Origin of the sequence: Paenibacillus mesophilus (assembly GCF_005938385.1) — a bacterium.
GTDB lineage: Bacteria > Bacillota > Bacilli > Paenibacillales > NBRC-103111 > Paenibacillus_AB > Paenibacillus_AB mesophilus.
In genome coordinates this window covers 25,967-49,185 of the sequence record NZ_VCRA01000023.1, presented here as the reverse complement: position 1 = coordinate 49,185, position 23,219 = coordinate 25,967, and the positions used below count along the sequence as shown (strand labels likewise).

Below are 23,219 nucleotides of genomic sequence, written 5' to 3'. Positions count from 1 at the left end.
TGTAAGAGCTATTCACGAGTTTCCTTTACCGATACTTTCGGTTTGTCGTCCGCCGCCGATACGGCCAGCTTGTTGAGCCACTGAAACGGGCGCAGTCCCGCATCGTCGCGCCTCGCGATCATTTCCGGATGCCACTGCACCGCGAGCACGTTGCTCCGGTCTTTCATTGCAATCGCTTCCACAATGTCGTCTTCGGAATGGCCTACCACCTCCAGCCCTTCCCCCAATCGTTTGACCGATTGATGATGAATGCTGTTGACCCCGATTTCATTCCCGCCCAAGACAGCGCTTGCAAAATGGTCTGGCTTCATCTGCACCGGGTGAACCGATCGCCAAGGTTCTTTCGTCTCCCAATGATTCAGCATGTTATCCGATAACTCGTCGATGTCGGCGTGCAGGGTCCCCCCGCAAAATACGTTTAGCAGCTGCATCCCCCGGCATATGCAAAGCATCGGGATATTGCGCTCAAGCGCCAATGCCATCAATTCCATCTCGTATTTGTCCCTCACCGGATCGATCCGGTGTGCGCTCGGCTGCAGCTGTTCGCCGTACAACCGCGGGTCCACATCTTCTCCTCCCGAGAATACGAGTCCGTCAATAGTATCCAGCTGTTGGCCGATTTTATCCTTATCCACTACCGGCATCGGGATCGGTGTCGCCCCCGACCGGAAAATCGCCTGGATCATGTCATAACTGAACAGCGAGAAAGCTTGTCTCGGAATGCCGCGAATATGCCCGCCAACCGCTTCTTCTTCCGAGATGTAATACCCTACGACACCTATTCTGGGCAATCGCTCTGCCGATTTCATGTTGTCACCTCCATGCCGTTTCGTTATTCTACGAACTGGCTCAATTTCGCCAACGTTTTATGGACGTGCATGTGCATCGTCTTGCTTGCTTTATCGCCATCGCGCTCGGCGAGAGCTTCGATCAGCACGCGATGCTGTTCGTAGCTGGCCAACTGGATTTCGCGGTTGTAAGGCATCAAATCGAGCCCCGGATTGATTTTCGTGCGGATCAGCCTAACAGCGCTTTCAAAAAACGAATTACCGGATGCGCGGGCGATTTCCAAATGGAATTTCACGTCCAGGGAACGAAACATTTCCCGGTTGCAATCTTCCCCGCTGCTTTTCTCGACGAGATCGCGGACATAGGCAAGCTGCTCCGGAGTAATGCGCGCTGCCGCCAATCTCGCCGCTTCCGGCTCGATGATCGAACGGTATTCCAGCAGTTCCTTCGTTTGCGTCCAATTGTCGGCGATTTGCTGGATCGTCCGCTGATGCGTTTTGGCGGTGAGCGGTAAAACAAACGTTCCTCCTTTTGCGCCGAGTCGTCTTTCGATCAGCCCCTTCTGCTCCAATTCCGCAATCGCTTCCCTTACGGCCAAGCGGCTTGCTTTGAATAATGTTGCCAATTCCCTTTCAGGCGGTAATTGCTCTTCGGGCAAAACCTCTTTCAGAATAATCGCTTCTTCGAGCTGTTCCAGAATGAAGTCGCTCACCCGTTTCGGCGTTACCTCTTTAAACTGGGCAAAAAAAGGAGATTCCATCTGAACTTCCTCCACCTTCATTGTACGACCGTTTTAATGGTATAATGTTCGAACCTTAAACCAATAGTAGCAGGTGCATCGTTTATTGGCAAGTTGTATTTTATGGAAAGTTACAAAAAAAACCGGAACACCCTGTACGTCAGGACATTCCGGTCTTCCTTGATCAGCAATGACAAACATTCAATCGATTCCCGTCCGGATCATAGAAATGGAACAACACCCGTCCCTTCTCCACGAATCCTCCGAATTCGCCGCAATTGATGTCGTTCTTCTTCAGGTGTCGATGATAAGTGAAAAAAGCGTCCCTGTTTCTCACAAGCAGGAGCGGACGAATCGGCCCGTCGCACTCCCTTGTACTCGCGCCGTCCGGCAGCTTTTCCAATATCCAAAACATTTTCTCTTTCGGCCTCATCGTTTCTTGCAGGGCCATAATCACGTACCCGTCCTCGGTATGGTTCTCTATCATGACCATGCCGACGTATTCCGCGTACCACTGCGCGGCTTGCCGCAAATCCTTGACCCCGATCCGTATGCAGGACGGTCTAAAACCTTTGCCCTTACTCGTGTCGTCTCCTTCCGCGGTGAGCCTCGTCCCTTCGACCGGTTCCCAGAAATCGAAGTATTGGCGGCCATCGGGACCTGTGTATTTGTCCGTAACCCGAATCTCGTTCGAGGCAAACAAGTCGTGCGCCTTCTGTAAGTTTTTGGTTCTCCAGCACCATCGAAGGTTAGGATCGACAGTTCCCTTCTCCGCGAAATGAAACGGAAGCTTCTGCTCGGTTAACACGGAGTTGAGCCAAGTTCCGTAGCCGAGATGAGTCATTTTACCGTCCTGCACCCGCTGATCGGGCCACCAAGACTCCTTGCGCTTCACTTCCCAGCCGAGAAAAGCTTCGTACCAGGCTATAGCCCGGTCGTGTCGATCCCAATCCACATCAATCTCTCCGCCGTCATAGAACATCGCGGGCACTCGTTCCGATTTCACCGTCTGAATCAACGCCATGAACGTCTCTCCTTCATCCAACGTTTAGCTTCCTCTCTTAATAGATGCCAGACGGCGGTAAAATCTATCGTGCATCACTGCCGAAGTTTCTTCCCTATACGCATCCCTTCCTCCGACACGGTAAACACAATCTCCCCGTCGAGGTCCGTGCGGCGGATTTCCGTTCCGGACTGTTCGAGCCGCTCCACTACCCCGGGATTCGGATGACCGTATACGTTTTTCGACCCGACGGAAATGACGGAAACTTTGGGCTTCCAGTAAGTCAACCACTCGTTTGTTGTTGACGTTTTACTTCCGTGGTGAGCTATTTTCAATACATCAATCGGCGGAACTGCTTTGTCGCCGGCGCCTGCTTGTCCTTCCCTGTTCAAGTAAGCCAGCACGTTATGCTCGTCTTCCGCTCTCATGTCACCCGTGAACAGGAAACGGGTGCCTCGCATCCGCATCAGCAATACGAGCGACTCGCCGTTCTGCTCCTCCGCCACGCGGAACGGCTGCTTGCCTCCGACGGATAAAGCGGTCAGCTCGGTGAACCGATCGATAGGCAGACGGCCGCCTTCCGGCGCGGTCACGATGGAGGCCCCCTTGTTCATCGCCGTCTCGAACAGCTCGCGTGACGCCTCATTCCCTTTCCAGGTTCCGTTCATGAGCACATTACGGACCGGAATTTGCTCGACAACGGCCTGAAGCCCTCCCATATGATCCTGGTCTTGATGGCTGACGACGAGCCAATCGATGTGATGGACACCACGCTGCTTCAAGAGCGGAACAAGCAGTTTTCGGCCGACCTCGTAAGGATCTTTCCGTTCCTTCCATTCCTCTCCCGGCTTGCGGAATGTCACGGTCCCGCCTCCGTCGATCAGCATATGGCGTCCCTGCGGCGTTCGTACGAGAATCGCATCTCCTTGTCCGACGTCGATAAATTGGATTGTGCCGTCCCGGTCGAACCGTTGCGGGTCGTAGCCGTACCATAGAAACAAGATCAGCAAAGACACCGCGGCACAGGCGGCCGCCGGCCTGCCTCCTTCCTTCCATCGAAGCGCACCGGCATATACGGCCCACAGCAAAACATAATAAGCGGCTACCCAAAGTAAAGACGGCTTCGGCCATACGAGTCGGAGCGGATCGTGCGTCGCGGCGAAATCAATGAGCCAAAAGGTCGCGGTATTTATGTTCGAGACGATCCATCCGACAGGAGCCGCCACATAAGATGAGGCTAGACCGACTATTAGCGCAATCGTTCCGAGAGGCAGCACGACAAAGCTGATGAATGGTACGAGCAGCAGATTGGCCAACGCGGACAGCAGCGAGATGCCGTTAAAATAATAGACCGTGATTGGGAATGAGATCAGCTGGGCAACTATCGTTACCGACAGCAGCGAATTGACGGACGGCGATCGGACCGGAAGCAGCGGGGAAAATCGGGGCACCCCGACGATCAAACCGAACGTGACGAGAAAGGATAGCTGGAAGCTGACGTCATACAAATAATACGGCTCCCACAGCAGCATGACTACGGCAGCCAGACCAATCATGTTCAGCGCGTCTTTCCATAGCCGCCGACGGGCCATATACAGACCTATCATGGCCATAATTCCCGCGCGCACGGCGGAAGGAGAGCCGCCGGATACGGCGATGTAGAACGGAACGAGCGCCATCGTGACGATCAGCATTTTCTCGCGAGTCAAGCCGAACATGCGCAGCAGCCACAGGCAGCCCGCTACGAAAACCGCGACATGCAGACCGGATATGGCAAGAATATGGGTCAAGCCGAGCTGCGAAAATTGCTGGTACAGCTCCGGGTCCATATCGTCGGTTAAGCCGATCACCAAGCTTTTCAAATATCCGGAGTCGGTTTCGTTATCCGCAAACAACCGGTCGAATACGCCGCCCAAAGCATAGCGCAGGTCGTCGTTCCAACGCAAAATCCGGGTTGCGATAGGCGGAGCGGTTGGCTTATTCTCCTTTAACCCAGCATCGACTTCGTCCATCTTCGTCTCCGCAGCCGGTGCAGCTCCCATCGCAGTCGCATCGACAGGCTCCGGCTTTACGGCCCGCACGCTGTCCAAGCCTTTTACGGAAAGCAGCCTATGTATGTGTTTGCGGTACAGGTATAGACAGTAATCGAATCCGCCGAAATTCCGAGGGGGCTCCGGCTGCTTCAGCGTTCCCGATAACGCGATCGCGTCTCCCCGTCCCCACCCCGCCGCCCGCTGCTGTTCTTCCTGCTTCAACAGCCGGATCGTAACTTGAACCGTATCACTCGTTATCGCCGGCTCCGCCCCGTCGATGGCGGTCATTCGGGCCTTCAGCGCAAACGAAACCTTATCCCCGTCCACTTCCACACGGCTCGCGATCGTACCGGATAAGAGCGCCTCGCGTTCCAACGCCTGCGGCGGTATGGTCGATACATTTTTCGCATCGTAGCCTTGGTAGTAAGCTGCGGCGGCAACGAGCAGAAGCAGACAGCCGATTATTCGGCGGCCCGGCAAAGCCAGCAGCATCGCCATAAAGGCAAGCGCAGCCGCGAGAACCGCGAGCTTCCACGGTAACATACCGGGCGGGAGCCTGCCGCCGATCGCGGTTCCCGCCACCCAGACGATCGCGAGCCATGTCAGCGGCCTGTTCATGGCGCCGTCACTCGAGGCTTGCGGCAGCCTTTGCAAAAATACATCAAAAAAAAGCACCCCTTTCGTTAGAAGGAGGTGCTTCCCCACTTGCATTTGGTATTACGGAACTGTAACAGTTCTAATTCGTTACATCATGAATGGTGCCGGCCGGAGGCGAATAGTCCGCCAATTGACGAAACCGGATTCCTCGCGTGACCATCATTTCCGTAACTTTATCTTTGTCCTTCGGGTAAGGCCGGTGATAGACGATTTCCACTACGCCGCTGTTCGCCAGCATGTTGGCGCACGTCCAGCAGGGCTGATCGGTGACATACACGGTCGAGCCTTCCCGGTCGCTGCGGTCCGTGAACAGCAGCAGGTTTTGCTCCGCATGGATCGTGCGTATGCACCGCTGCTTCTTCACCATTTCCTCGCGGCCGTCCACCTGCTTGATCTCAACCTCTTCGACCAGCATGCAGCCGGCTTCGGAGCAGTCGGGTACGCCCATCGGCGCGCCGTTATAGGCCGAACCGAGCAGCTTCTTGCCTTGCACGAGGACAGCGCCGACGCGGCGGCGCGAGCATTGCGAACGGGTGGACGCCATATAAGCGATATCCATGAAGTAAGTGTCCCAATCTTTGCGTCTGCTCATGGCCATATCCTTATTGCTGGCTCGCGCGAATCGCTTGATCCAAATCGTACAATATGTCGTCGATGCCTTCCGTACCGACCGACAAACGGATCATGCCCGGCGTTACGCCGGTCGAAAGCAATTCATCGCCTTCCAGCTGGCTGTGCGTCGTGCTGGCCGGGTGAATAATAAGAGATTTGGAATCGCCTACGTTAGCCAGATGCGAGAACAGCTTCACGTTGTTGATCACTTTTTGTCCGGCTTCGACGCCGCCTTTGATGCCGAACGTCAAGATCGCGCCTTGGCCTTTCGGCAAATATTTTTGAGCAAGCTGGTACGAAGGGTGGCTCTCCAAGCCGGTATAGCTGACCCATTCTACACCTGGATGCGTCTCCAGGAATTTGGCGACGGCAAGCGCATTCGAGCTGTGCCGTTCCATACGCAAGTGGAGCGTCTCCAGTCCTTGCAGCAGCAGGAACGAGTTGAACGGCGAAATGGTAGCGCCGATATCGCGGGCCAGCTGCACGCGAGCTTTGATGATATAGGCGATCGGTCCGACAGCATCCGCGTACACTACGCCGTGATAGCTCGGATCGGGCTCGGTCAAGCCGGGGAATTTGTCGCTCGCTTTCCAGTCGAATTTGCCCCCGTCGACGATAACGCCGCCGATCGAAGTGCCGTGTCCGCCGATAAATTTCGTCGCCGAATGAACGACGATATCCGCGCCGTGCTCGATCGGACGAAGCAGATACGGGCTCGGGAACGTGTTGTCCACGATAAGAGGAATACCGTTATCGTGAGCCACTTTCGCAACAGCTTCGATATCGAGAACGTCTCCCTTAGGGTTGCCGATCGTCTCGGCAAACAATGCTTTCGTTTTCGGCGTAATCGCCTTGCGGAAATTTTCCGGATCGGATGCGTCTACGAACTTGACATTGATGCCGAGCTTAGGCAGCGTGATCGCGAACAAATTGTAGGTGCCGCCGTACAGGCTGCTGGCCGCCACGATCTCGTCGCCCGCTCCCGCGATGTTAAAAATCGAATACGTGATGGCGGCTTGTCCGGAAGAAGTCGACAAGGCGCCGACTCCGCCTTCCAGAGCGGCGATGCGTTTCTCGAAAACGTCCGAGGTCGGGTTCATCAAACGGGTATAAATATTGCCGAATTCTTTAAGCGCGAACAAGTTGGCCGCGTGCTCGGTATCGCGGAAGCCGTAAGAAGTCGTCTGGTAAATCGGAACCGCGCGCGATTGGGTGGTAGGATCGATCTCCTGGCCGGCGTGGACGGCCAATGTTTCTAAAGAAAGCTTGCGTTCTTCGGTCATGGTAAACGGTTCCTCCTTATAATTTCCGATAAGGAACGTTAACGGAATTATCGTCCTGACTGGCGATCCGTTAAGTTCCTATTATAACGTCATCATTGTCTCATATTTTTTGCCAAAATGAAAGACTCAGCGGTTTACTCGGTTTACTTCTCTACCGTAATAAACGGCTTTAACGATTCGAACGTTTTGTCCCCGATCCCTTTCACCTTTTTCAGCTCCTCGATCGTCCGGAAGGCGCCCTGCTTATCCCGGTATTCCATGATGGCCTTAGCTTTGGACGGACCGATCCCCGGAAGCTTGTCGAGCTCGGAGAGCGAAGCCCGGTTAAGGTCGGTCGCCTTTCCTAGAACGGCCGGATCCGGTATCTTCGTCCCGGTTCCGGCGGCATTGCCCGGTGCGGGCGCGGTTCCCCTCGCCGCCGATGTGTCAGGGGCGGGAGCCGCGGCAGGCATTTCCTGCCGATCTTGAGCGTCGAACAGCCGGGTCAATTCCGCATTGCGCACCGGCCAGTCTCCCGGCGTCCCGGCTCCTCCATGAAGCAGCCGATCGGTCAGCCACAGCAGCAGAGCCAGCGCCACCCATACGGACGCCGCGGCAGCTACGGTGCGCAGACCGTTTTTTCCCGTATCCATGAATTCCCTCCTTGCTTGATTCATATGTACTGTCATACCGGTACGGCGGGCCGCATATGCATAAAAGAAATGATACTGTCTACTTCTCCGGGAGGGATCGCGGCATGAAGATTGGTTTTATCGGAACGGGCAGCATGGGTACCGTGCTTATCGAATCGTTCATACGCTCCGGGGCGCTCCAGCCGTCATCGGTTATGGCAAGCAACCGATCGAAGGACAAAGCGGATCGCCTCGCCGCCAAGTATCCGGGACTGACCGCCGCCCGCTCGAACCGGCAAGTCGCTTCGGCTTGCTCCACCGTCTTCGTGTGCGTCAGACCGCTCGCGTTCAAATCGGTTATCGACGAGATCAAGCCTTACGTCTCGCCCGACTCCACGATCATCTCGATTACGAGTCCCGTGCTGCTCAAACATTTGGAGTCGGCTCTCCCCTGCAAAGTCGCAAAAGTCATTCCGAGCATTACGAACGGCGTACTGAGCGGCGCCACGCTGTGCATCTATGGTGAACGGATGGATGAGCAGGACCGCGTCTCGCTCGAATGGATGCTTGGAATGATCGGCAAGCCGATCCGCGTATCGGAGCAATATACCCGCGTCACCTCGGACATATCCAGCTGCGGTCCGGCGTTTCTCGCGTATTTCGTGCAGAAGCTCGTCGATGCGGCTGTCGAAGTTGCCGGAGTGCCGCGTGAAGAAGCGACCCGGCTTGCCTCCGAGATGGTGCTCGGAACCGGAAAGCTGTTGAACGAGGGCGGTTATACACCGGAATCGCTGAGACAGCGGGTTGCCGTCCCGGGCGGCATTATCGAAGCGGGACTCGAGCTGATGGAGCGGGAGCTCGACTCCACGTTCGTGAGGCTGCTGCAGGCGACGCACGCCAAGTACGACGAAGATGTGGAAAAAATCGACGATCAGTTTTACGGTTCGATCGTAGAATAAACGGCCGGCCCTGCGCCTGACGGAACTGCTTGTTCCTTGGCGAGGCCGACCGTTTTTGTTTGGATGGGTGCGGGCGCCCAAGCCTGGTATTATCCGACTACGATGTTGACCAATTTCCCTTTGACTGCAATGACCTTGCGAACCGTTTTGCCGTTCATGGCGTCCTTCACCTTGTCGAGCCCGAGCGCGATGTCCTGCATGGCGGCTTCGTCGGTTCCGTTCGCGATTTTGATCCGGTCGGCAATTTTGCCATTGACCTGCACGACGATTTCGACTTCGTCGTCCACCGTCAGCGCCTCGTCGTACGAAGGCCAAGCGGCGTACGTAATCGACTCGTTATGGCCGAGCTTCTCCCACAGCTCTTCGGCGATGTGCGGAGCGATCGGCGACAGCATTTGTACAAAATGGTTCATCGCCTCGGCAGGGAGTTCGTCCGCCTTGTACGCTTCGTTGACGAAGATCATCAGCTGGCTGATCGCCGTATTGAAACGCAGCGCTTCGTAGTCTTCGGTCACTTTCTTGACGCTCCGGTGCCACGTCCGTTTGAACGCGTCGTTCCCTTCGCCGCCGATCTTCGCATTCAGCGAACCGTCCTCATTTACGAACAAACGCCAAATCCGGTTCAGGAAACGGAACGATCCTTCCACCCCGTTCGTATTCCACGGCTTCGTCGCTTCAAGCGGGCCCATGAACATTTCGTACAGACGCAGCGTGTCCGCGCCGTATTCCCCGACGATGTCGTCCGGATTGACGACGTTGCCACGCGATTTGCTCATCTTCTCCATGTTCTCGCCCAGAATCATGCCTTGGTTGACCAGCTTGTAGAACGGCTCCTTCGTGGAGACGACGCCGAGGTCGTACAGCACTTTGTGCCAGAAGCGCGCATAAAGCAGGTGAAGCACCGCATGCTCCGCGCCGCCGATGTACAGATCGACAGGCAGCCATTCCTTTTGCAGCTCCGGCGAGCAGAGCGCCTCGTCGTTATGCGGATCGATGAAGCGCAAGTAATACCAGCAGCTTCCCGCCCATTGCGGCATCGTGTTCGTCTCGCGTTTCGCCGGCTTGCCCGTCTCCGGATCGACCGTATTGACCCACTCCGTTACGTTCGCGAGCGGCGATTCGCCCGTACCGGACGGACGGATTTCGTCGACCTCCGGCAGCAGCAGCGGAAGCTGGTCTTCCGGCACCGGCTTCATCGTGCCGTCCTCGAGATGGAGAATCGGAATCGGCTCTCCCCAATACCGCTGGCGGCTGAACAGCCAGTCGCGCAGACGGTACGTCACTTTCCCTTGCCCTTTGCCGTTCGCTTCGAGCCATTCGATCATTCCCGCGATCGCCTGCTCGTTGTTCAAGCCGTCGATGAAGCCGGAGTTGACGTGCGCGCCGTCGCCGGCAAACGCTTCTTTCGCCACATCTCCGCCCTGCACGACTTCGATGATCGGCAATTCGTACTGCTTCGCGAACTCCCAGTCGCGCTGGTCGTGACCCGGCACGGCCATAATGGCTCCGGTACCGTAACCTCCCAGCACGTAGTCGGCAATCCAGATCGGCACCTTCGAGCCATTGACCGGGTTGATCGCATAGGCGCCCGTGAATACGCCGGTTTTCTCTTTGGCCAAGTCGGTCCGCTCCAGATCGCTCTTGGTCGCCGCTTTGTCCTGGTAAGCTTTCACGGCTGCGGCTTGCTCCGCCGTAGCGATTGTTGCGACCAACTCATGCTCCGGCGCAAGCACGCAATAAGTAGCGCCGAACAGCGTATCCGGACGAGTCGTGAACACCGTCAGGCTGCTGCCGGCATGACCTTCGATTTCGAAGACGACTTCGGCGCCCTTCGATTTGCCGATCCAGTTGCGCTGCATATCTTTGATGCTTTCCGACCAGTCGAGCTCCTCGAGATCTTCCAGCAGCCGTTCGGCATACTCGGTAATTTTGAGCACCCATTGCCGCATCGGCTTGCGGATAACCGGATGGTTGCCGCGCTCGCTCAAGCCGTCGATCACTTCTTCGTTGGCGAGCACCGTGCCGAGCGCCGGGCACCAGTTTACGGGCACTTCGGCCACGTAAGCGAGACCTTTGTTGTACAGCTGGATGAAAATCCACTGTGTCCACTTGTAATAATCCGGATCGGTCGTGCTCAGCTCGCGGTCCCAGTCGTACGAGAAGCCGAGCGATTTGATTTGGCGGCGGAAGTTGTCGATGTTCGTGAACGTAATGTCGCGCGGATGTTTCCCGGTATCGAGCGCATGCTGCTCGGCGGGAAGCCCGAACGCGTCCCAGCCCATCGGATGGAGCACGTTGTAGCCTCTCATCCGCTTGAAGCGGGAGACGATGTCGGTCGCCGTATACCCTTCCGGATGGCCGACGTGCAGCCCCGCGCCGGACGGATACGGGAACATGTCGAGTGCGTAAAACTTCGGCTTGTTCACGTTCTCCAGTACTTTGAACGTTTTGTTGCGGTCCCAATACTGCTGCCATTTCGGCTCGATGGCGAGCGGATTGTAGCCTTGAGTTTCTTTTTGCGATTGTTTGTGCTCCTGCGTCATTTGCTATTCCTCCTTAGTTGCCCCAAAAAGTGAAGCATAACCTTTGCAGCTTAGTCCGGGTACTTTTCGGGGACCCCGAATACAAGCCCCAAAAAGTGAAGCATAACCTTTGCAGCTTAGTCCGGGTACTTTTCGGGGACCCCGGAAACAAGCCCCAGACTCGTCCTCGAAAAGCGACGATGGTGCGAGCAGCGAATAGGAGATGTTTGTACCTCTTATTCGTCCGAAAACCCGCGAAACGGTGAATAAAACAAAAAAACCTCCCGCCGCTAGCGCAAACGCTAGGGACGAGAGGTTGATTTTCCCGTGGTACCACCCTAGTTGGCACGGACCGTACTTCGGTCGATGCCCACTCTGCCCCTTAACGCGGGGGTTACGTGTCGGCTTTCCGGGAGTTGCTCCGTACGCGCTCCGGGTCATGCCGCCAGCTCCAAGGCGAGTTCGTTCGTCCCATTTACCGGCTTGCACCGAAGCGCCGGCTCTCTGCGAAATGAGAATCCACTACTATTCCTTTTCCATGCTTGTGTTCGATATGGAACTTTCAAATATTATAAATGCAACCAGCAGACAATGTCAAGAAGCGCCACCATTCGACCAAGGGCTAGCGCAACGGATTTCCGGATATCGTCCCGGGGACTTACAAATATGCAATTCGCACCGGCCCCCCCCCCGAACTGAACCGCCTCAGGACAAAAAAAGGCCAACCCCAAATTCGGGTCAGCCCTGTCGTGATATCGCTCTTCCGGCGGCACCGGTGAAGCAATGCCGCCGTGAATCCCATCCGTCGCGCCGAACTACACCAGCTTCGGCAAGCTTGCCCGGAACTTTCCGGCTGCTTCGATCTGCGCGTGGAAATCGGGGCTCGCGCTCAGCAGCCAATTGCGGTGCAGCACCGCCGTATCATCGGACTCCGGCTCGCCGTAACGCCATCCATCGCCGACTCCTACCGCATATTCCTTCATCAGCATAAGGAACGCGGTGCTCCATTGACGGCTTTCCTGGACCGTCGGAACGAACGGATAATATTGGTCATAAGCCGCACGGATCAAAGTATGGACGACTTCCTGCAAAGTAGCCGGAATTTCCGCTTCGCCTAGCTTCTCTGTAAGCTCGGGCGGCAGGTCGGCCTCATCCGTCGAGGCGTGCCGTTCGTACTCTTCGTTCGACACGACACCCTGCTCCTTCGCCATCCACAGCTTCATCCGGTCCAGCGCCGGCTTGAAAGCGGCAGGTACGGAGATCGTCAGCTCAGGCGTCGGATCGTCCAAATTGATGACATAAGGCTCGCCCATCTTATGGATCTTAATATTACCGCGAACGCCGAGCCAACGGAGCGATAGCAACGCCTGAGTGATGACTTTTCCGTTCACGTCTTCGTTGCGGCACACTCGGCGCAGCAGCTTCTCGCTTCTCGGATCGGGAATCATGCACAGCATCCGGACCGCCGTCAGCGCCTTATCCGTCCCTTCCTCCAGCCACTGCTGAAGCTGCTTGAATACGGAGTCGATCGGCTCTTTCGAGAGCCAGTCCAATTCCATCGTCCGTCCGGCGAACTCCTCGAGACTGAGCATCCCTTGAATTTTCAGCAGCACCTCTTCCTGCTGCTCCGCCAGCTTCCGGTAGCCCTGCTCCATCTCGTCCGCCAGCTGCGCGTAGTTTTCCCTGTCCTGGCTGCCTAGCCCGAACCGTTTCGTCATCGCGCGGAACCATTCGGCGAGTGCGAGCGGGCTTCGCTGGAACATCATCATGGCGAACGTCACCAAGTTTTTGTCGAACGGCAATCCTTCCTGCAGCGCGAACCGGGCCAGCGCCGTTTGCGCGTCTTCCTCACGCCGCATCAGGCTGAAAGCCATGATCAGACCGTTCCACGCATTCGCGTTCGTATTCTCCAAAGCAACGGCACGATAGAACGAAAAAGCCGCCGCGCCGTAAGAATCGTTCTCCAAATAAAAACGGCCCATACTTCCAAAATCACCGAAAGGATTCATCAGCTCTCGACCCCTATATCATTGAATAATAAAACAAGTATACCTTACAAACGACGGCAACGTCCATCAAGGCATTCTTGCCCGCTCGGTTCAATAGCCAGTCGCCCGGTATCAACCAAGATAAACAACGCCATTCGTACCGTCTACGGTGACTTGATCCCCGTCCTTCAGCAATGATGTCGCGGCTTTCGCTCCGACTACTGCAGGTAGTTTATATTCCCTGGCGACAATTCCGGCATGCGACAGGATGCCGCCTGCATCGGTAATAAGGGCGCCGGCGATTGGAAATAGAACGGTCCATGGCGGAGTCATCGTTTTGCAGACGAGGATATCGCCTTTACTCAACTTCGCGAAGTCCTCTTGCCCGTATACGACCTTAACCTTTCCGGTATAAATCCCCGCAGAAGCGGCGTACCCTTTAAGAGATTTCGCTTGATTGTCCATCACGCCTTGGGGCAGTCCGAAAATACGTTCGATGAGCGGGTCCGGTACCGGATTCGGAGGCGTGCCGTAAAACGGCTGCGGCTGTTTGTTCCGATACTCTTTATATTTGGTTTTATTATGCTCGACAACCTCGTGGAGCGCTTTGGGCTCATTCAGCACTTCCAACAAATCGTCCAAGTATAAGAAGAAAATATCTTCTTCGCAAGCGATAATGTTTTCACGAACCAACGTTCGTCCTACATTTTTCAGGAAGTAGCGCGATTTTGCGGCTATCATCGCATCGATATAGAAATGATGATCCTCGTCCGCTCCCCAACAGGCCAATGCCTGCTCATACATCGTCTTGAAAAGGCTTGCCCGATCGTTACCCGGAAGGCGTTCGAACAGTTCCTTCACCTTTGCTTCGCGCTCCGCGACGAGCTGCTTGAATTCCGCGTCGAAATCGTAATCTTTAAGTACGTAGTTCTTAATAATGGAAAGCGCATAAGACGGATTCTCGAACCAAGTCTCTTCCGCAAACTCGTGGGTGATAGCCGTACGATGACCATAAATGCTTAAGAAATCATGCAGCTCCTTCCTAAATTCCTTGCCCTCGGCCGCATGCTCCAGCGCTTCGATCGGATTTTCCGAATCCGTAAGTGCGTCGCCCAGGAATGCGGAAGATTTCACCTGCTCGGCCAAGAGCCACAGCCCGCGATCGGTTTCGAGAGACATATTCATAACGCCCTGCAAGTAATCGTAAACCTCTTTAGGATTCTTCGCTCCGGTGACTTGACCGTACAGTTCCTCCAATGCGATCGCCAAAGACGTTCGAGGCATCGTAATTTCAAAATGGTACTGCCACGCTTCCATATAAAACTGCTGCAATTGTTCCAAAAGCCTCGGCGCTTCTTGCATCGTGATAGGCTCAATGGAACGCTCGGACAGCTTATTATAGAACGGCATATAAAATTCGTTCACTTTCCGTTCCATATACGGCTTGATCCCGGGATAAAACTCCTCCATTTTTTTCTTATGCTTGACGATTCTCTCCTCGAACGGCTCGGGGTGAGGAGGCATCGTCTGATAATAATAGCCGTGGGCGGTCTTGACGATGAATTGAACGATCGGCATTTTCATCGTTTCAAAAGCTCTTTTTGTTCCCGTCGTTACGGCAGGCAGCATAAAGGAGGCGAACAGGGGAGTCAACGGTCTGGAGAAGTGAGTATCGTCCAGCATCCAAAATCCTTGCTCCTTCTCCTCTTCGCCGAGCATCAAGCTCTTCTTCCAATCGGACAAGCGGTTCATCGTCTCCTTCTCCTTTACGCAGTAATCCGCCTTGCTTGCAGGATGTAGAGCTTTCCTTGCCGGTACGCGAATTCAAGATCAACGGGATGGCCCAGAAACGTTTCGATGGCCAAGGTCATTCCCCTCAGTTCATGAAGCTGTTCATCTTGCAGACTATAACCGGATTGTTCTTGAAGGGTCGTCTCGACGATACGGGTCCCTTTCCGATCGAGGACCGCCTTGCACATTTTCTCGCCGAGTTCCTTTCTTAGAACCGTATTCCCCCGTTTCGACAGAACGTAAAAATCAGGCGTCGCCAAACCCGTTACAACCGTCTCGCCTAATCCGAAGTTGGAATTGATCATAATCTCGTCTTCGTTTCCGGTAATCGGGTTTCGGCTAAAAACAACCCCGGCTGCGTCCGCATCTATCAGTTCCTGTACAATTACGGACATGGCCGGCGCCTCGTCAGCCGCATTCAATCTTTGTGTCATATAGGTTTGAGCGTGATCCTTATAGACCGATAGCCAGCAGCGCTTGATCGATTTCAGCAAGTCGTCGGAAGTTACATTCAGAATCGATTCATATTGTCCGGCAAACGAAGCGGATTCCAGATCTTCCGCGGAACAGGAAGAGCGGACGACTACGGGTGGAGTTACATACTGTTTAAATGCCTCCTCGATTTCCAGGCGTAATGGCTCGGGGAAGACGAACGGATCAGGGTCGCGTTCTCCCCGAATGGCAGGCTTGAACGCATCGGCCGTAATGATGAATCCTTGCGGAACGGGGAACCGGGCTCGGAATAGAAGCGCAATGTTTTTGGCCTTTGTACCGACTGCATCCTCCGCCTTTGTCTCTGAAAACAAAATCACCCTGTGCACCATACAACACTCCTAACCGGCTAAGCTTCTCTGAGATGATTGTACGCGAAATGGGATCGTTCCTCTATCAGGTGAATTACGTATTATCATCCGCTCTCGAAGGAGAACGATCGCATTGGAAAGAATATATAGGTTGAGAAATCGTATAGCCGAGATTCCCCAAGGAAGGGACGTTTTTCCGATCATGACCGTAAAGAAATCGCAAATGATGGAAAGGGAGAAGTATTTAAACCAAATTCCCGCAATTCTCGCAAACCTGATGGACGGAAAGGGCGCTATCGTCGCCATCATGGGCGAACCGGGTATCGGCAAAACCCGCCTCTCCCAGGAAATCATGCATATAGCAAGCGAGCATCGATGCAAAATTTTGCTCGGCCGCTCTTATTCGGTCGGGAGCGATACCGCCTACACTCCGATTCTCGAAATGTTGAACCACAATTTCCGGGGAGCATCCCCGGAGAAAGTATCCGCGTGGACGAAAGACCTGCCGGACCTGGGGAAGCTGCTGCGCAGATTCCGGTTCCCAGAGCCGCCCCAAGTGGGAGATCCGGCATTGGAAAAAACGCGGCTGTTCGAGTCGTTGGTCTGTCTTGTGGAACGAATGGCGGAAGGACAACCGCTGGTCATTATACAGGAGGATCTGCATTTCGCCGATCCCGCTTCCTTGGAATTTCTCCATTATTTGAGCCGTGGAATGAATATTTCTCCGCTCATGATGGTTTGTACGATCGACACGTTCGAGTTATCGGCCAATGCGAATGCGAACGGTTTTATCCAATCGTTGCGCAAAGAAGAGTTTTTCAAAGAATTCCGCCTTAACCGGCTGAGCGAGCACGGAGTTGCCCGACTGCTCGCCGATCGGCTGGGAACCGCCTTGCCCGACGGCTTTATTCCTTTAATCATGAAGCATTCCGAAGGAGTGCCTTTGTTTATTGATGAATTGCTCCATTCTTTACTTGAAACAGGTGTGTTATCGATGCAAGACGGGGTTTGGATTTTATCCGTCCGCTCGATCGAAACGATTCCATTTCGAATCAAGGAGCTGATAAAAGAACGCATACAAAGAATTCATTCCGGAGATCATAAAGTCCTCCTGTATGCCGCCATATCGAAGAGCATCGTATCCCACCGGATTCTCCATCAGCTCACGCAAATGAACGAAGACGACTTTTTATCAGCCATTCAAAGGCTCAAATCTTCGGGTCTCCTTTATGAAGAAATTCAAGAGATGGAAGTCCATTACGGTATTTATCATGCCCTGGTCAAGGATGTCGTCTACGAAGAGCTTCCCATCATGGTTCGCCGGCGTGCCTATAAGTTTTTCATCGAAGTGCTGGAGGAGAGCGGCTCCGACGATGTCGAGTATTTGGCTCATTTGTATGACGGTGCCGGGCCTGAAGCCGATCCCATACGTACCGTGAACGTGTTTCTCCTGAATGCGGAAAGAGCCCGTTCGTTGCACGCTTACGCCTCCGCGGCAAAATATTATAAATCCGCCCTGCAGCTGATCCAAACGAACAAAATGGCCGAGGAAAAGACCCGGATTCCCTTGCTTCTAAAACGTTTGGGGGAAGCCCACAAAATGCTTGGCGAGTATAGCGAGGCCGGACGGTATTGTCTGGAAGCGATTCGAACTTACGTTCAATATGACGATCAAAAAGAGATTGCCCGCTTGCACGGATTATTGTCATTAATCTTTTGGGAATCGAGAGAAATCGAGCAATCGGTGCAATATCTGGAAGACGGCTTGGCGATAGCCAGAAAACAACTCGCTTCCCCTGAAGTCCGCTACGAGCTGCTCCTTACGAGCCTGGTCTATTTAAGCAGACTTAAAAGAGCCGAGGACTATTGTCAAGTGTATGAAGAAATTCAAGAGGTACACAAGCTGGTCGGAACCCCCCGGGCTGCCGCTCAAGCAAAAGTGGCGGAAATCGATTATTGGACAAGCTGCGTTTTCAAGGAAAATTTCTCGCCTCGAAATGTTCAAGCATCGGTCGAACAGCTGGAAAAGATGGAGGTTGACGACGAGACGCTTTTTCGCGGCTACTTCGTCAGCGCAATCAATTTTATTTTCTGCGGTCGGTACGAATTAAGCGGAACTTATTCGCAGAAATCGTTGGAAATCGCCAAGCGGATGCATATTCCCGAGTATGAAGTCCGCAGCTATTGGATACAGGTTCAAGCGGATCTATTCGGCGGCAATTGGAAGCTGGCCATACCCAAAATGGATATTTGCGTCTCCAAAGCGCGGAGAATCGACGTGGGCAGGCCGTTACTATATGCCTATATTACAAAAGGATTCGTTTATGCATGGATGGGGAACTTTGCGGATGCGCAGCTTTGCCTGGATGAACTGAGACGACTTGTCCCCTACCCGGCTAAAGACGGGCACATCGTGGATATGATGGCGCCGATCGAGATGATGATTGCCCTGGGTACGGAGAAAGCGGCGGACTACTATGCTTCCATGAATCAAACAAGACCCTATTACGTTGTATATCCTTGGTTGAATCCGGCCTTGTGGGGAGAGATTCAATTGTCCGCGGGCGACCGGATGGGAGCTCTAGCGTCGGTCAAGGAACTTCTTGCCGGCAATAAGGAAGAGAACCTGTTCGCTTGGGCGCTTGGAAAGCGGTTGTACGGCAAGGTCGATTATGCGCTCGGGAACAAGGAAGCTTCTGTGCTCCACTTCCATGAAGCGGCAGACTTGTTCTCGAAGCTGCAAATGCCGTTGGAGCAAGCGCGCTCATTGCTTTTTTACGCCGACATGATGATGGAGGGCGATCCCGAAGAGGCCAAGAACAAATTGCTTCAATGCCTGGAAACTTTCGAGCATCTGGACGCCGAGTACGATTTGAACATGACGCAATCGCTCATGAAAAAGCTTGGGGTTCGCATGCCTAAGCCCGACGCGGCGAATTCCAAAAAGAAAGAAACGGAATTGAGCAACCGGGAAATGGAAGTTGCCCGTCTCGTTGCCGAGGGGTTAACGAACATCGAAATTGCCGAGGCGCTCATAATCAGTCCGCGGACCGTAAGTACGCATCTGGAGAAAATATACCGGCGTCTCGGCATCAATTCAAGAGCTTCTTTGGTCAAATACTTGATGGATTACGATCTTTCGGTCGAACACCATTAAAACATAATTGGGATAGCCGCTGCTCACCCGGCCTTTGGAGGGGAATGGCGGCTTTTTTGCGTATTTGACGGACGCGATAAAAAGCTAAGATACGTCATTTGGCCTTCGAAGAATACGTAATTTACCCGATAGGACCTTTTTCGGGTTCATGTTAATTTTATAAACGTGCAGAAACGCGTTATTAATAACATGAAACCAAAGGAGAGCTGAACATGTTCGGTCGTTTTGATCTGTATGCCCCGGTCCACAAAGGAATCCGATTGGCCTTAAGCGGTTTATGCTATCAGACGGGCTCGGTTGACAGTTCCGATGACGCGGGAGTGAGCGCATTTGTCGAGGAATTCGGAAGGGTCGTAATCATTCTGGAGTCCCACTCGCGGGACGAGGATGCGCACATTAACGAATCGTATGAGAAATATGCACCCGAGACGCTGCGTCAACTGGAGGAGGAGCACGCCGGTCTGGAACATAAGCTCGAGCGGATTATCGATCTGGTGAACCAACTGGAATTTAACAAGTCTCAGCCCGCCCAGCATCAGAAAATTTGGTACCAAATCGGCAAAGATTTGAACCGCTTCACGGCGGAATACTTCGTTCACCTCGAACGCGAAGAAGGTCCTGGAATGAAGGCGTTATGGGAGCATTTGACGGATGACCAATTGAAGGAAATCTCGCTCAATATTCGATCATCCATTCCGCCGCAAGCGATGTCCATTTTTATGCACTATATGATTCCGGCGATCAGCCATCGGGAACGTGCAGTGATGTTCGGCGACATGAAGAAATTCGCTCCGAAAGAAGCGTATGAGGGCATGAGGAAACTGGCCGCCTCCCGGTTGGATCAACAAAGCTGGGTGCAGCTGCAAGCCGAACTGGAGCAAATCAAACCGGAAGGGATCGCATAAGTCATGAACGTTCTTGTTATCGGGGGTACTGGAACCGTAGGCAGTCAGTTGGTATCGGAGCTGATCAATCGCAAGGCAACCGTCCGCATTCTTGCACGCGATCCGAGTAAAACTCGGCATAAGTGTATAAACGCGGATTGGGTGCAAGGTGATTTGGAGGCTCCCGACAGCTTGGGGAACGCATTCGAACGAGCGGATGCGGTGTTTCTTCTAAACGGTCTGGCCAAGACGGAAACAAGCCAAGGAATGACGGCGGTCGATGCGGCGATAAAAGCGGGTGCTCCCAAAATCGTATATTTATCCGCGCCGATGGATAAGGCGATGCTGCAGATCCCCCACATAAGAAGCAAGATTGCGGTAGAAGAAGCGATTAAGCGGTCCGGCATGGATTATACGATTTTGCGGCCAAACAATTTTTTCCAAAACGATTACTCGTTTCGCGAAGCTATTGTTCGATATGGAGTTTATCCTCAGCCGCTCGGTTCGGTCGGATTGCACCGGGTCGATGTAGGCGATATCGCCTTTGCAGCCGCAAACGCGCTTCTTCTCGACGGATATGAAGGAAAGGAATATCCCCTTTACGGACCCGAACCGTTGACGGGAGACACTATCGCCGAAATCTTTAGTCGTTATGCGGACACTCCCGTTCGGTATGCCGGGGATGATGTGGATGTATGGTATCGACAAGCGGTTGCGGTGATGCCGGAATGGCTCGCTCAAGATTTTCGCGTCATGTATGAATGCTTTCAAAAGCATGGTTGCCTAGGAAGCGAACAGGACTTCATCCGCCAGCGGGAATTGCTGCAGCGTGAGCCCCGTTCATTTGAGGCTTTCGCGGCGGAAACTATCGCCCGTTGGAAACATGACGATACCCGAGATGCCTGAAGTTCCGTTTATGTAACCTTACACGTTCCCAAGAAACTAAAACAATCCATGGAGGTACTGGATATGAAAAGAAAAATCGTTATGACAACGGTGTTAGTCGCAAGTATGATAGTTTCCGCAGCCCCAACGCTTGCTGTCGTCAAATCAGAAGCGAAGCCCGAGAGATCGGCCATGGCCGTTAAAGCGGAAGCGAAGCCCGAGAGATCGGCCGTGGCTGTTAAAGCCGAAGCGAAACCCGAGAGATCGGCCGTGGCTGTCAAGGCGGAAGCGAAGCCCGAGAGATCGGCCGTGGCTGTCAAGGCGGAAGCGAAGCCCGAGAGATCGGCCGTGGCTGTTAAAGCCGAAGCGAAACCCGAGAGAGTGAAGGCGGCTGCAAGGTGGAGTGAGGGACCGACAATACCGGAGATGCCCGAGGTTCCGTTTGTTTAATCATTTTCGTGATAATGGTGGCATTTTATCAATCAAAACAAAGGGAGAGAACGATAATGAATAAGAATATCATGATGTTGCTTCTCGTCATTTGCTTCACTTTAATCGGAGGTAGTACCGTCGGGGCCCATTCCGATCATGCGAAGCCGCAGGACCTATCGGTTCTGGTTAATGGCGTACAGGTTCAATCCGGCGCTAACCACATTTGGGAAGGGAAGATCTACGCATCCGTCGCCCAGTTCGCTGAGCTGTTTGATTTGAACGCGACTGTCGGCAAGGACTATCAATCCGTAGAATTCAACGGGAAAACAATCACCGATATTCGTCGGCATGAGGGAGAGATGACAGCATGGGTACGGGAGCTGGCCGATGCCGTCCATGCACAAAGCGTCACGTGGGACTCGACCGAAAATGAGGTGTATGTCCTTGCCCTGCCGAAGGGGACGGTCCAGATTACTCCCGTAGTTCCCGCGATGGGAGAGCATTGGTCCAACCCGCAGGCCGGAGATTTGCCGATCGGCCCGATCTATGGCGTGTACAACGGAAGGTTGGTTTTCCTGGAATATATGATTGCACAAGAAGATTTTACGAAAGGCAAAAACCATGCCAATTTGGCGGGAATGAAGGGCGTTCCGTCGCCTGCCGTCGTTCAAATCGATGTTGAATTTCAGGCAACCGGACATGAGGGATTCGAAGTACCGCATTATGACATTCATGCTTACTTCATTTCGGAAGAAGAGCAGCAGAAGATTAAATAACATGTACTCGCGTACCGTAAAAACAAACTTGATCTTATCCATCCCGATATGAACGAAAGCAGCCCGAAAGGGCTGCTTTCGTCCATTTGGCAAGCACCTACCAAGGCACTCCATCATCGTCGTCCGGTGACCGCACCGGCTTCTCGATCAGCTTGCGCGCCACATCCTCGAACGATTCCGGATGGAGGAGCTCAACCGGTGAGAAACCTTTCTCGAACTGGAACGAATCCCCCTCGATGAGCAGGATGTACCGTCCGTTCAACTGCGCCACATGAACCGATTCGCCGTAATCGGCGAGAAGCGCTTTGACGGATACGCCGTCCAGCTTGAACTTCAGCTCGACTTCGGGCTGCTGCTCGACGATGCGCATCGTCGCCTCGGTTACTTGCTCGTGGCTCCATTTCTGCTGCAGCTCCCGCTGCTCGCTCGCGGCCCACAGCTCGATTTCTTCCTCCTCGCGCTGCTTCCCTTCGTGAGCGGTCGGCTGGTCCTGCCATTTCTGCTCGATGTAGTCTTGGACCATGCCCATCACCTGTTCGTTGATCAGTTCCGGCACGGACGGCTCATAGGAGACGAACTTCAGGAAATCCTCGAAATAACGGGCATGGGACGACTGATGAAGCTTCAGCTCCCATTCCTCCAGCATCCCTTCCTCCGGCATGTGCGGATATTGGATCGCCTTGATGTTTTTGGCGCTGATCGCCATCTCGACGTGGCGCACCAAGCTTTTCTCGTCCGAGACCGAAGCGATCTTCGGCTCGAAATCGCACTTCATGACGAACAGGATCGGCTCGTCGAACCATTTGCTCAGCTTGGCCGCCGTAACGATCAGCGCTCCGCCCCGTACGGAACTCGTATCCATGTAGGCTCTGACAAGCTCGTCGCTCGCATACAGAAAGTCCTGGCCGTTTTCCGCGAACCGGATTCTTTGGAATAAGGCATAGTTCGGGTTGCCTGCCAGCTCGAAGCCCGGTTCTACGATGAACCGGCCGATCTTGGTCGGGACCTGCTCCGTAATCGGGTTCCGCTCGGCCTTCCGCTTGACGATACGGGCGAATTCCCCGTCCAGAAACTTCTTCAATTCGCTGGTTTCGTACGATTCGCGGTCGAGTGTCTGGTAATGCTTGAACGATCTGGACGCCTGGTCCTCGGTTTGAATGACGAAGAACGATAAATATTGGATAGTAAAGTCCACGGCAATAACGCTCCTTCTTTAGCTGCCTAGCTCCTTTATGTCGGAAAAGCCCAGACCTCTACTTTACCAAAAATGAATCGTTCTTGGAACCATATATTAA

The 23,219-nt window shown here is 53.9% G+C and carries 18 protein-coding genes and 1 other annotated feature; of the genes, 6 read left to right on the top strand and 12 right to left on the bottom strand.

Translation table 11 applies throughout. The features are described 5' to 3' along the window. Positions 1 to 8 precede the first annotated feature (8 nt). From FE783_RS28530 to FE783_RS28500, 7 genes are all read right to left on the bottom strand, one after another. Positions 9 to 809, bottom strand: a complete 801-nt coding sequence (locus FE783_RS28530; protein WP_138882790.1) for a gamma-glutamyl-gamma-aminobutyrate hydrolase family protein — start codon at positions 807 to 809, stop codon at positions 9 to 11. Positions 810 to 832: 23 nt separating this feature from the next. Then, a complete protein-coding gene (locus FE783_RS28525; protein WP_138882789.1) occupies positions 833 to 1,549 on the bottom strand; it encodes a FadR/GntR family transcriptional regulator in 717 nt (238 codons plus the stop codon). Positions 1,550 to 1,712: 163 nt separating this feature from the next. Then, positions 1,713 to 2,552 (bottom strand): VOC family protein, encoded by an 840-nt coding sequence (locus tag FE783_RS28520; RefSeq protein ID WP_138882788.1) that lies wholly within the window; start codon positions 2,550 to 2,552, stop codon positions 1,713 to 1,715. A gap of 74 nt (positions 2,553 to 2,626) precedes the next feature. Then, entirely contained in the window at positions 2,627 to 5,182 is a 2,556-nt protein-coding gene (locus FE783_RS28515; protein ID WP_158302077.1) for a DNA internalization-related competence protein ComEC/Rec2, read from the bottom strand. Between the two features lie 118 nt (positions 5,183 to 5,300). After that, entirely contained in the window at positions 5,301 to 5,819 is a 519-nt protein-coding gene (locus FE783_RS28510) for a deoxycytidylate deaminase (protein WP_202916283.1), read from the bottom strand. A 4-nt stretch (positions 5,820 to 5,823) separates the two neighbouring features. Further along, on the bottom strand, positions 5,824 to 7,116 hold the full coding sequence (locus tag FE783_RS28505; protein WP_138882785.1) for a homocysteine synthase: 1,293 nt from the start codon (positions 7,114 to 7,116) through the stop codon (positions 5,824 to 5,826). Positions 7,117 to 7,259: 143 nt separating this feature from the next. After that, the gene (locus tag FE783_RS28500; protein WP_238403292.1) at positions 7,260 to 7,748 is read right to left on the bottom strand and encodes a helix-hairpin-helix domain-containing protein; all 489 of its coding nucleotides are present in this window, start codon (positions 7,746 to 7,748) and stop codon (positions 7,260 to 7,262) included. A gap of 104 nt (positions 7,749 to 7,852) precedes the next feature. On the opposite strand from FE783_RS28500, the gene comER reads away from it, so the two are divergent. After that, the gene (comER, locus tag FE783_RS28495) at positions 7,853 to 8,686 is read left to right on the top strand and encodes a late competence protein ComER (RefSeq protein ID WP_138882783.1); all 834 of its coding nucleotides are present in this window, start codon (positions 7,853 to 7,855) and stop codon (positions 8,684 to 8,686) included. An 89-nt stretch (positions 8,687 to 8,775) separates the two neighbouring features. Here comER and leuS read toward each other — a convergent pair whose 3' ends face one another. The 4 genes from leuS to FE783_RS28475 form a co-directional block, all read right to left on the bottom strand. Further along, positions 8,776 to 11,229: a leucine--tRNA ligase gene (gene leuS / locus FE783_RS28490; RefSeq protein ID WP_138882782.1), complete on the bottom strand. Its 2,454-nt coding sequence runs from the start codon at positions 11,227 to 11,229 to the stop codon at positions 8,776 to 8,778. Positions 11,230 to 11,509: 280 nt separating this feature from the next. Then, positions 11,510 to 11,756: a binding site (T-box leader), on the bottom strand. 267 nt (positions 11,757 to 12,023) lie between these two features. Further along, the gene (locus FE783_RS28485; protein ID WP_138882781.1) at positions 12,024 to 13,217 is read right to left on the bottom strand and encodes a HEAT repeat domain-containing protein; all 1,194 of its coding nucleotides are present in this window, start codon (positions 13,215 to 13,217) and stop codon (positions 12,024 to 12,026) included. Positions 13,218 to 13,328: 111 nt separating this feature from the next. Continuing rightward, on the bottom strand, positions 13,329 to 14,948 hold the full coding sequence (locus FE783_RS28480; RefSeq protein ID WP_138882780.1) for a PEP-utilizing enzyme: 1,620 nt from the start codon (positions 14,946 to 14,948) through the stop codon (positions 13,329 to 13,331). A 14-nt stretch (positions 14,949 to 14,962) separates the two neighbouring features. Beyond that, positions 14,963 to 15,811, bottom strand: a complete 849-nt coding sequence (locus FE783_RS28475; protein ID WP_138882779.1) for a PEP/pyruvate-binding domain-containing protein — start codon at positions 15,809 to 15,811, stop codon at positions 14,963 to 14,965. 181 nt (positions 15,812 to 15,992) lie between these two features. Here FE783_RS28475 and FE783_RS28470 point away from each other — a divergent pair, with 181 nt between their 5' ends. The 5 genes from FE783_RS28470 to FE783_RS38060 all read left to right on the top strand — a co-directional run bounded on the left by FE783_RS28470 (position 15,993) and on the right by FE783_RS38060 (position 21,924). Next, the gene (locus tag FE783_RS28470; RefSeq protein ID WP_138882778.1) at positions 15,993 to 18,947 is read left to right on the top strand and encodes a helix-turn-helix transcriptional regulator; all 2,955 of its coding nucleotides are present in this window, start codon (positions 15,993 to 15,995) and stop codon (positions 18,945 to 18,947) included. A 212-nt stretch (positions 18,948 to 19,159) separates the two neighbouring features. Continuing rightward, positions 19,160 to 19,852: a hemerythrin domain-containing protein gene (locus FE783_RS28465; protein ID WP_138882777.1), complete on the top strand. Its 693-nt coding sequence runs from the start codon at positions 19,160 to 19,162 to the stop codon at positions 19,850 to 19,852. A 3-nt stretch (positions 19,853 to 19,855) separates the two neighbouring features. Continuing rightward, complete coding sequence (locus tag FE783_RS28460; RefSeq protein WP_138882776.1) at positions 19,856 to 20,737, top strand: SDR family oxidoreductase; 882 nt, start codon at positions 19,856 to 19,858, stop codon at positions 20,735 to 20,737. A 63-nt stretch (positions 20,738 to 20,800) separates the two neighbouring features. Beyond that, positions 20,801 to 21,166, top strand: coding sequence for a hypothetical protein (locus tag FE783_RS28455; protein WP_138882775.1), 366 nt, complete (start codon positions 20,801 to 20,803; stop codon positions 21,164 to 21,166). A 56-nt stretch (positions 21,167 to 21,222) separates the two neighbouring features. Then, positions 21,223 to 21,924, top strand: coding sequence for a hypothetical protein (locus tag FE783_RS38060; RefSeq protein ID WP_202916282.1), 702 nt, complete (start codon positions 21,223 to 21,225; stop codon positions 21,922 to 21,924). A 97-nt stretch (positions 21,925 to 22,021) separates the two neighbouring features. Here the strand turns inward: FE783_RS38060 and FE783_RS28445 are convergent, their stop codons facing one another. Then, the gene (locus tag FE783_RS28445; RefSeq protein WP_138882774.1) at positions 22,022 to 23,119 is read right to left on the bottom strand and encodes a DUF3900 domain-containing protein; all 1,098 of its coding nucleotides are present in this window, start codon (positions 23,117 to 23,119) and stop codon (positions 22,022 to 22,024) included. Between the last annotated feature and the right edge of the window lie 100 nt (positions 23,120 to 23,219).

Coding starts and splice junctions, on each gene's coding strand:
- FE783_RS38060 (WP_202916282.1), top strand. CDS start 21,223: ATGAATAAGAATATCATGATGTTGCTTCTCGTCATTTGCTTCACTTTA.
- FE783_RS28475 (WP_138882779.1), bottom strand. CDS start 15,811: ATGGTGCACAGGGTGATTTTGTTTTCAGAGACAAAGGCGGAGGATGCA.
- FE783_RS28520 (WP_138882788.1), bottom strand. CDS start 2,552: ATGGCGTTGATTCAGACGGTGAAATCGGAACGAGTGCCCGCGATGTTC.
- FE783_RS28525 (WP_138882789.1), bottom strand. CDS start 1,549: ATGGAATCTCCTTTTTTTGCCCAGTTTAAAGAGGTAACGCCGAAACGG.
- FE783_RS28460 (WP_138882776.1), top strand. CDS start 19,856: ATGAACGTTCTTGTTATCGGGGGTACTGGAACCGTAGGCAGTCAGTTG.
- FE783_RS28480 (WP_138882780.1), bottom strand. CDS start 14,948: ATGAACCGCTTGTCCGATTGGAAGAAGAGCTTGATGCTCGGCGAAGAG.
- FE783_RS28500 (WP_238403292.1), bottom strand. CDS start 7,748: ATGGATACGGGAAAAAACGGTCTGCGCACCGTAGCTGCCGCGGCGTCC.
- FE783_RS28470 (WP_138882778.1), top strand. CDS start 15,993: ATGACCGTAAAGAAATCGCAAATGATGGAAAGGGAGAAGTATTTAAAC.
- FE783_RS28515 (WP_158302077.1), bottom strand. CDS start 5,182: ATGAACAGGCCGCTGACATGGCTCGCGATCGTCTGGGTGGCGGGAACC.
- FE783_RS28465 (WP_138882777.1), top strand. CDS start 19,160: ATGTTCGGTCGTTTTGATCTGTATGCCCCGGTCCACAAAGGAATCCGA.
- leuS (WP_138882782.1), bottom strand. CDS start 11,229: ATGACGCAGGAGCACAAACAATCGCAAAAAGAAACTCAAGGCTACAAT.
- FE783_RS28530 (WP_138882790.1), bottom strand. CDS start 809: ATGAAATCGGCAGAGCGATTGCCCAGAATAGGTGTCGTAGGGTATTAC.
- FE783_RS28505 (WP_138882785.1), bottom strand. CDS start 7,116: ATGACCGAAGAACGCAAGCTTTCTTTAGAAACATTGGCCGTCCACGCC.
- FE783_RS28485 (WP_138882781.1), bottom strand. CDS start 13,217: ATGAATCCTTTCGGTGATTTTGGAAGTATGGGCCGTTTTTATTTGGAG.
- FE783_RS28510 (WP_202916283.1), bottom strand. CDS start 5,819: ATGGCCATGAGCAGACGCAAAGATTGGGACACTTACTTCATGGATATC.
- FE783_RS28455 (WP_138882775.1), top strand. CDS start 20,801: ATGAAAAGAAAAATCGTTATGACAACGGTGTTAGTCGCAAGTATGATA.
- comER (WP_138882783.1), top strand. CDS start 7,853: ATGAAGATTGGTTTTATCGGAACGGGCAGCATGGGTACCGTGCTTATC.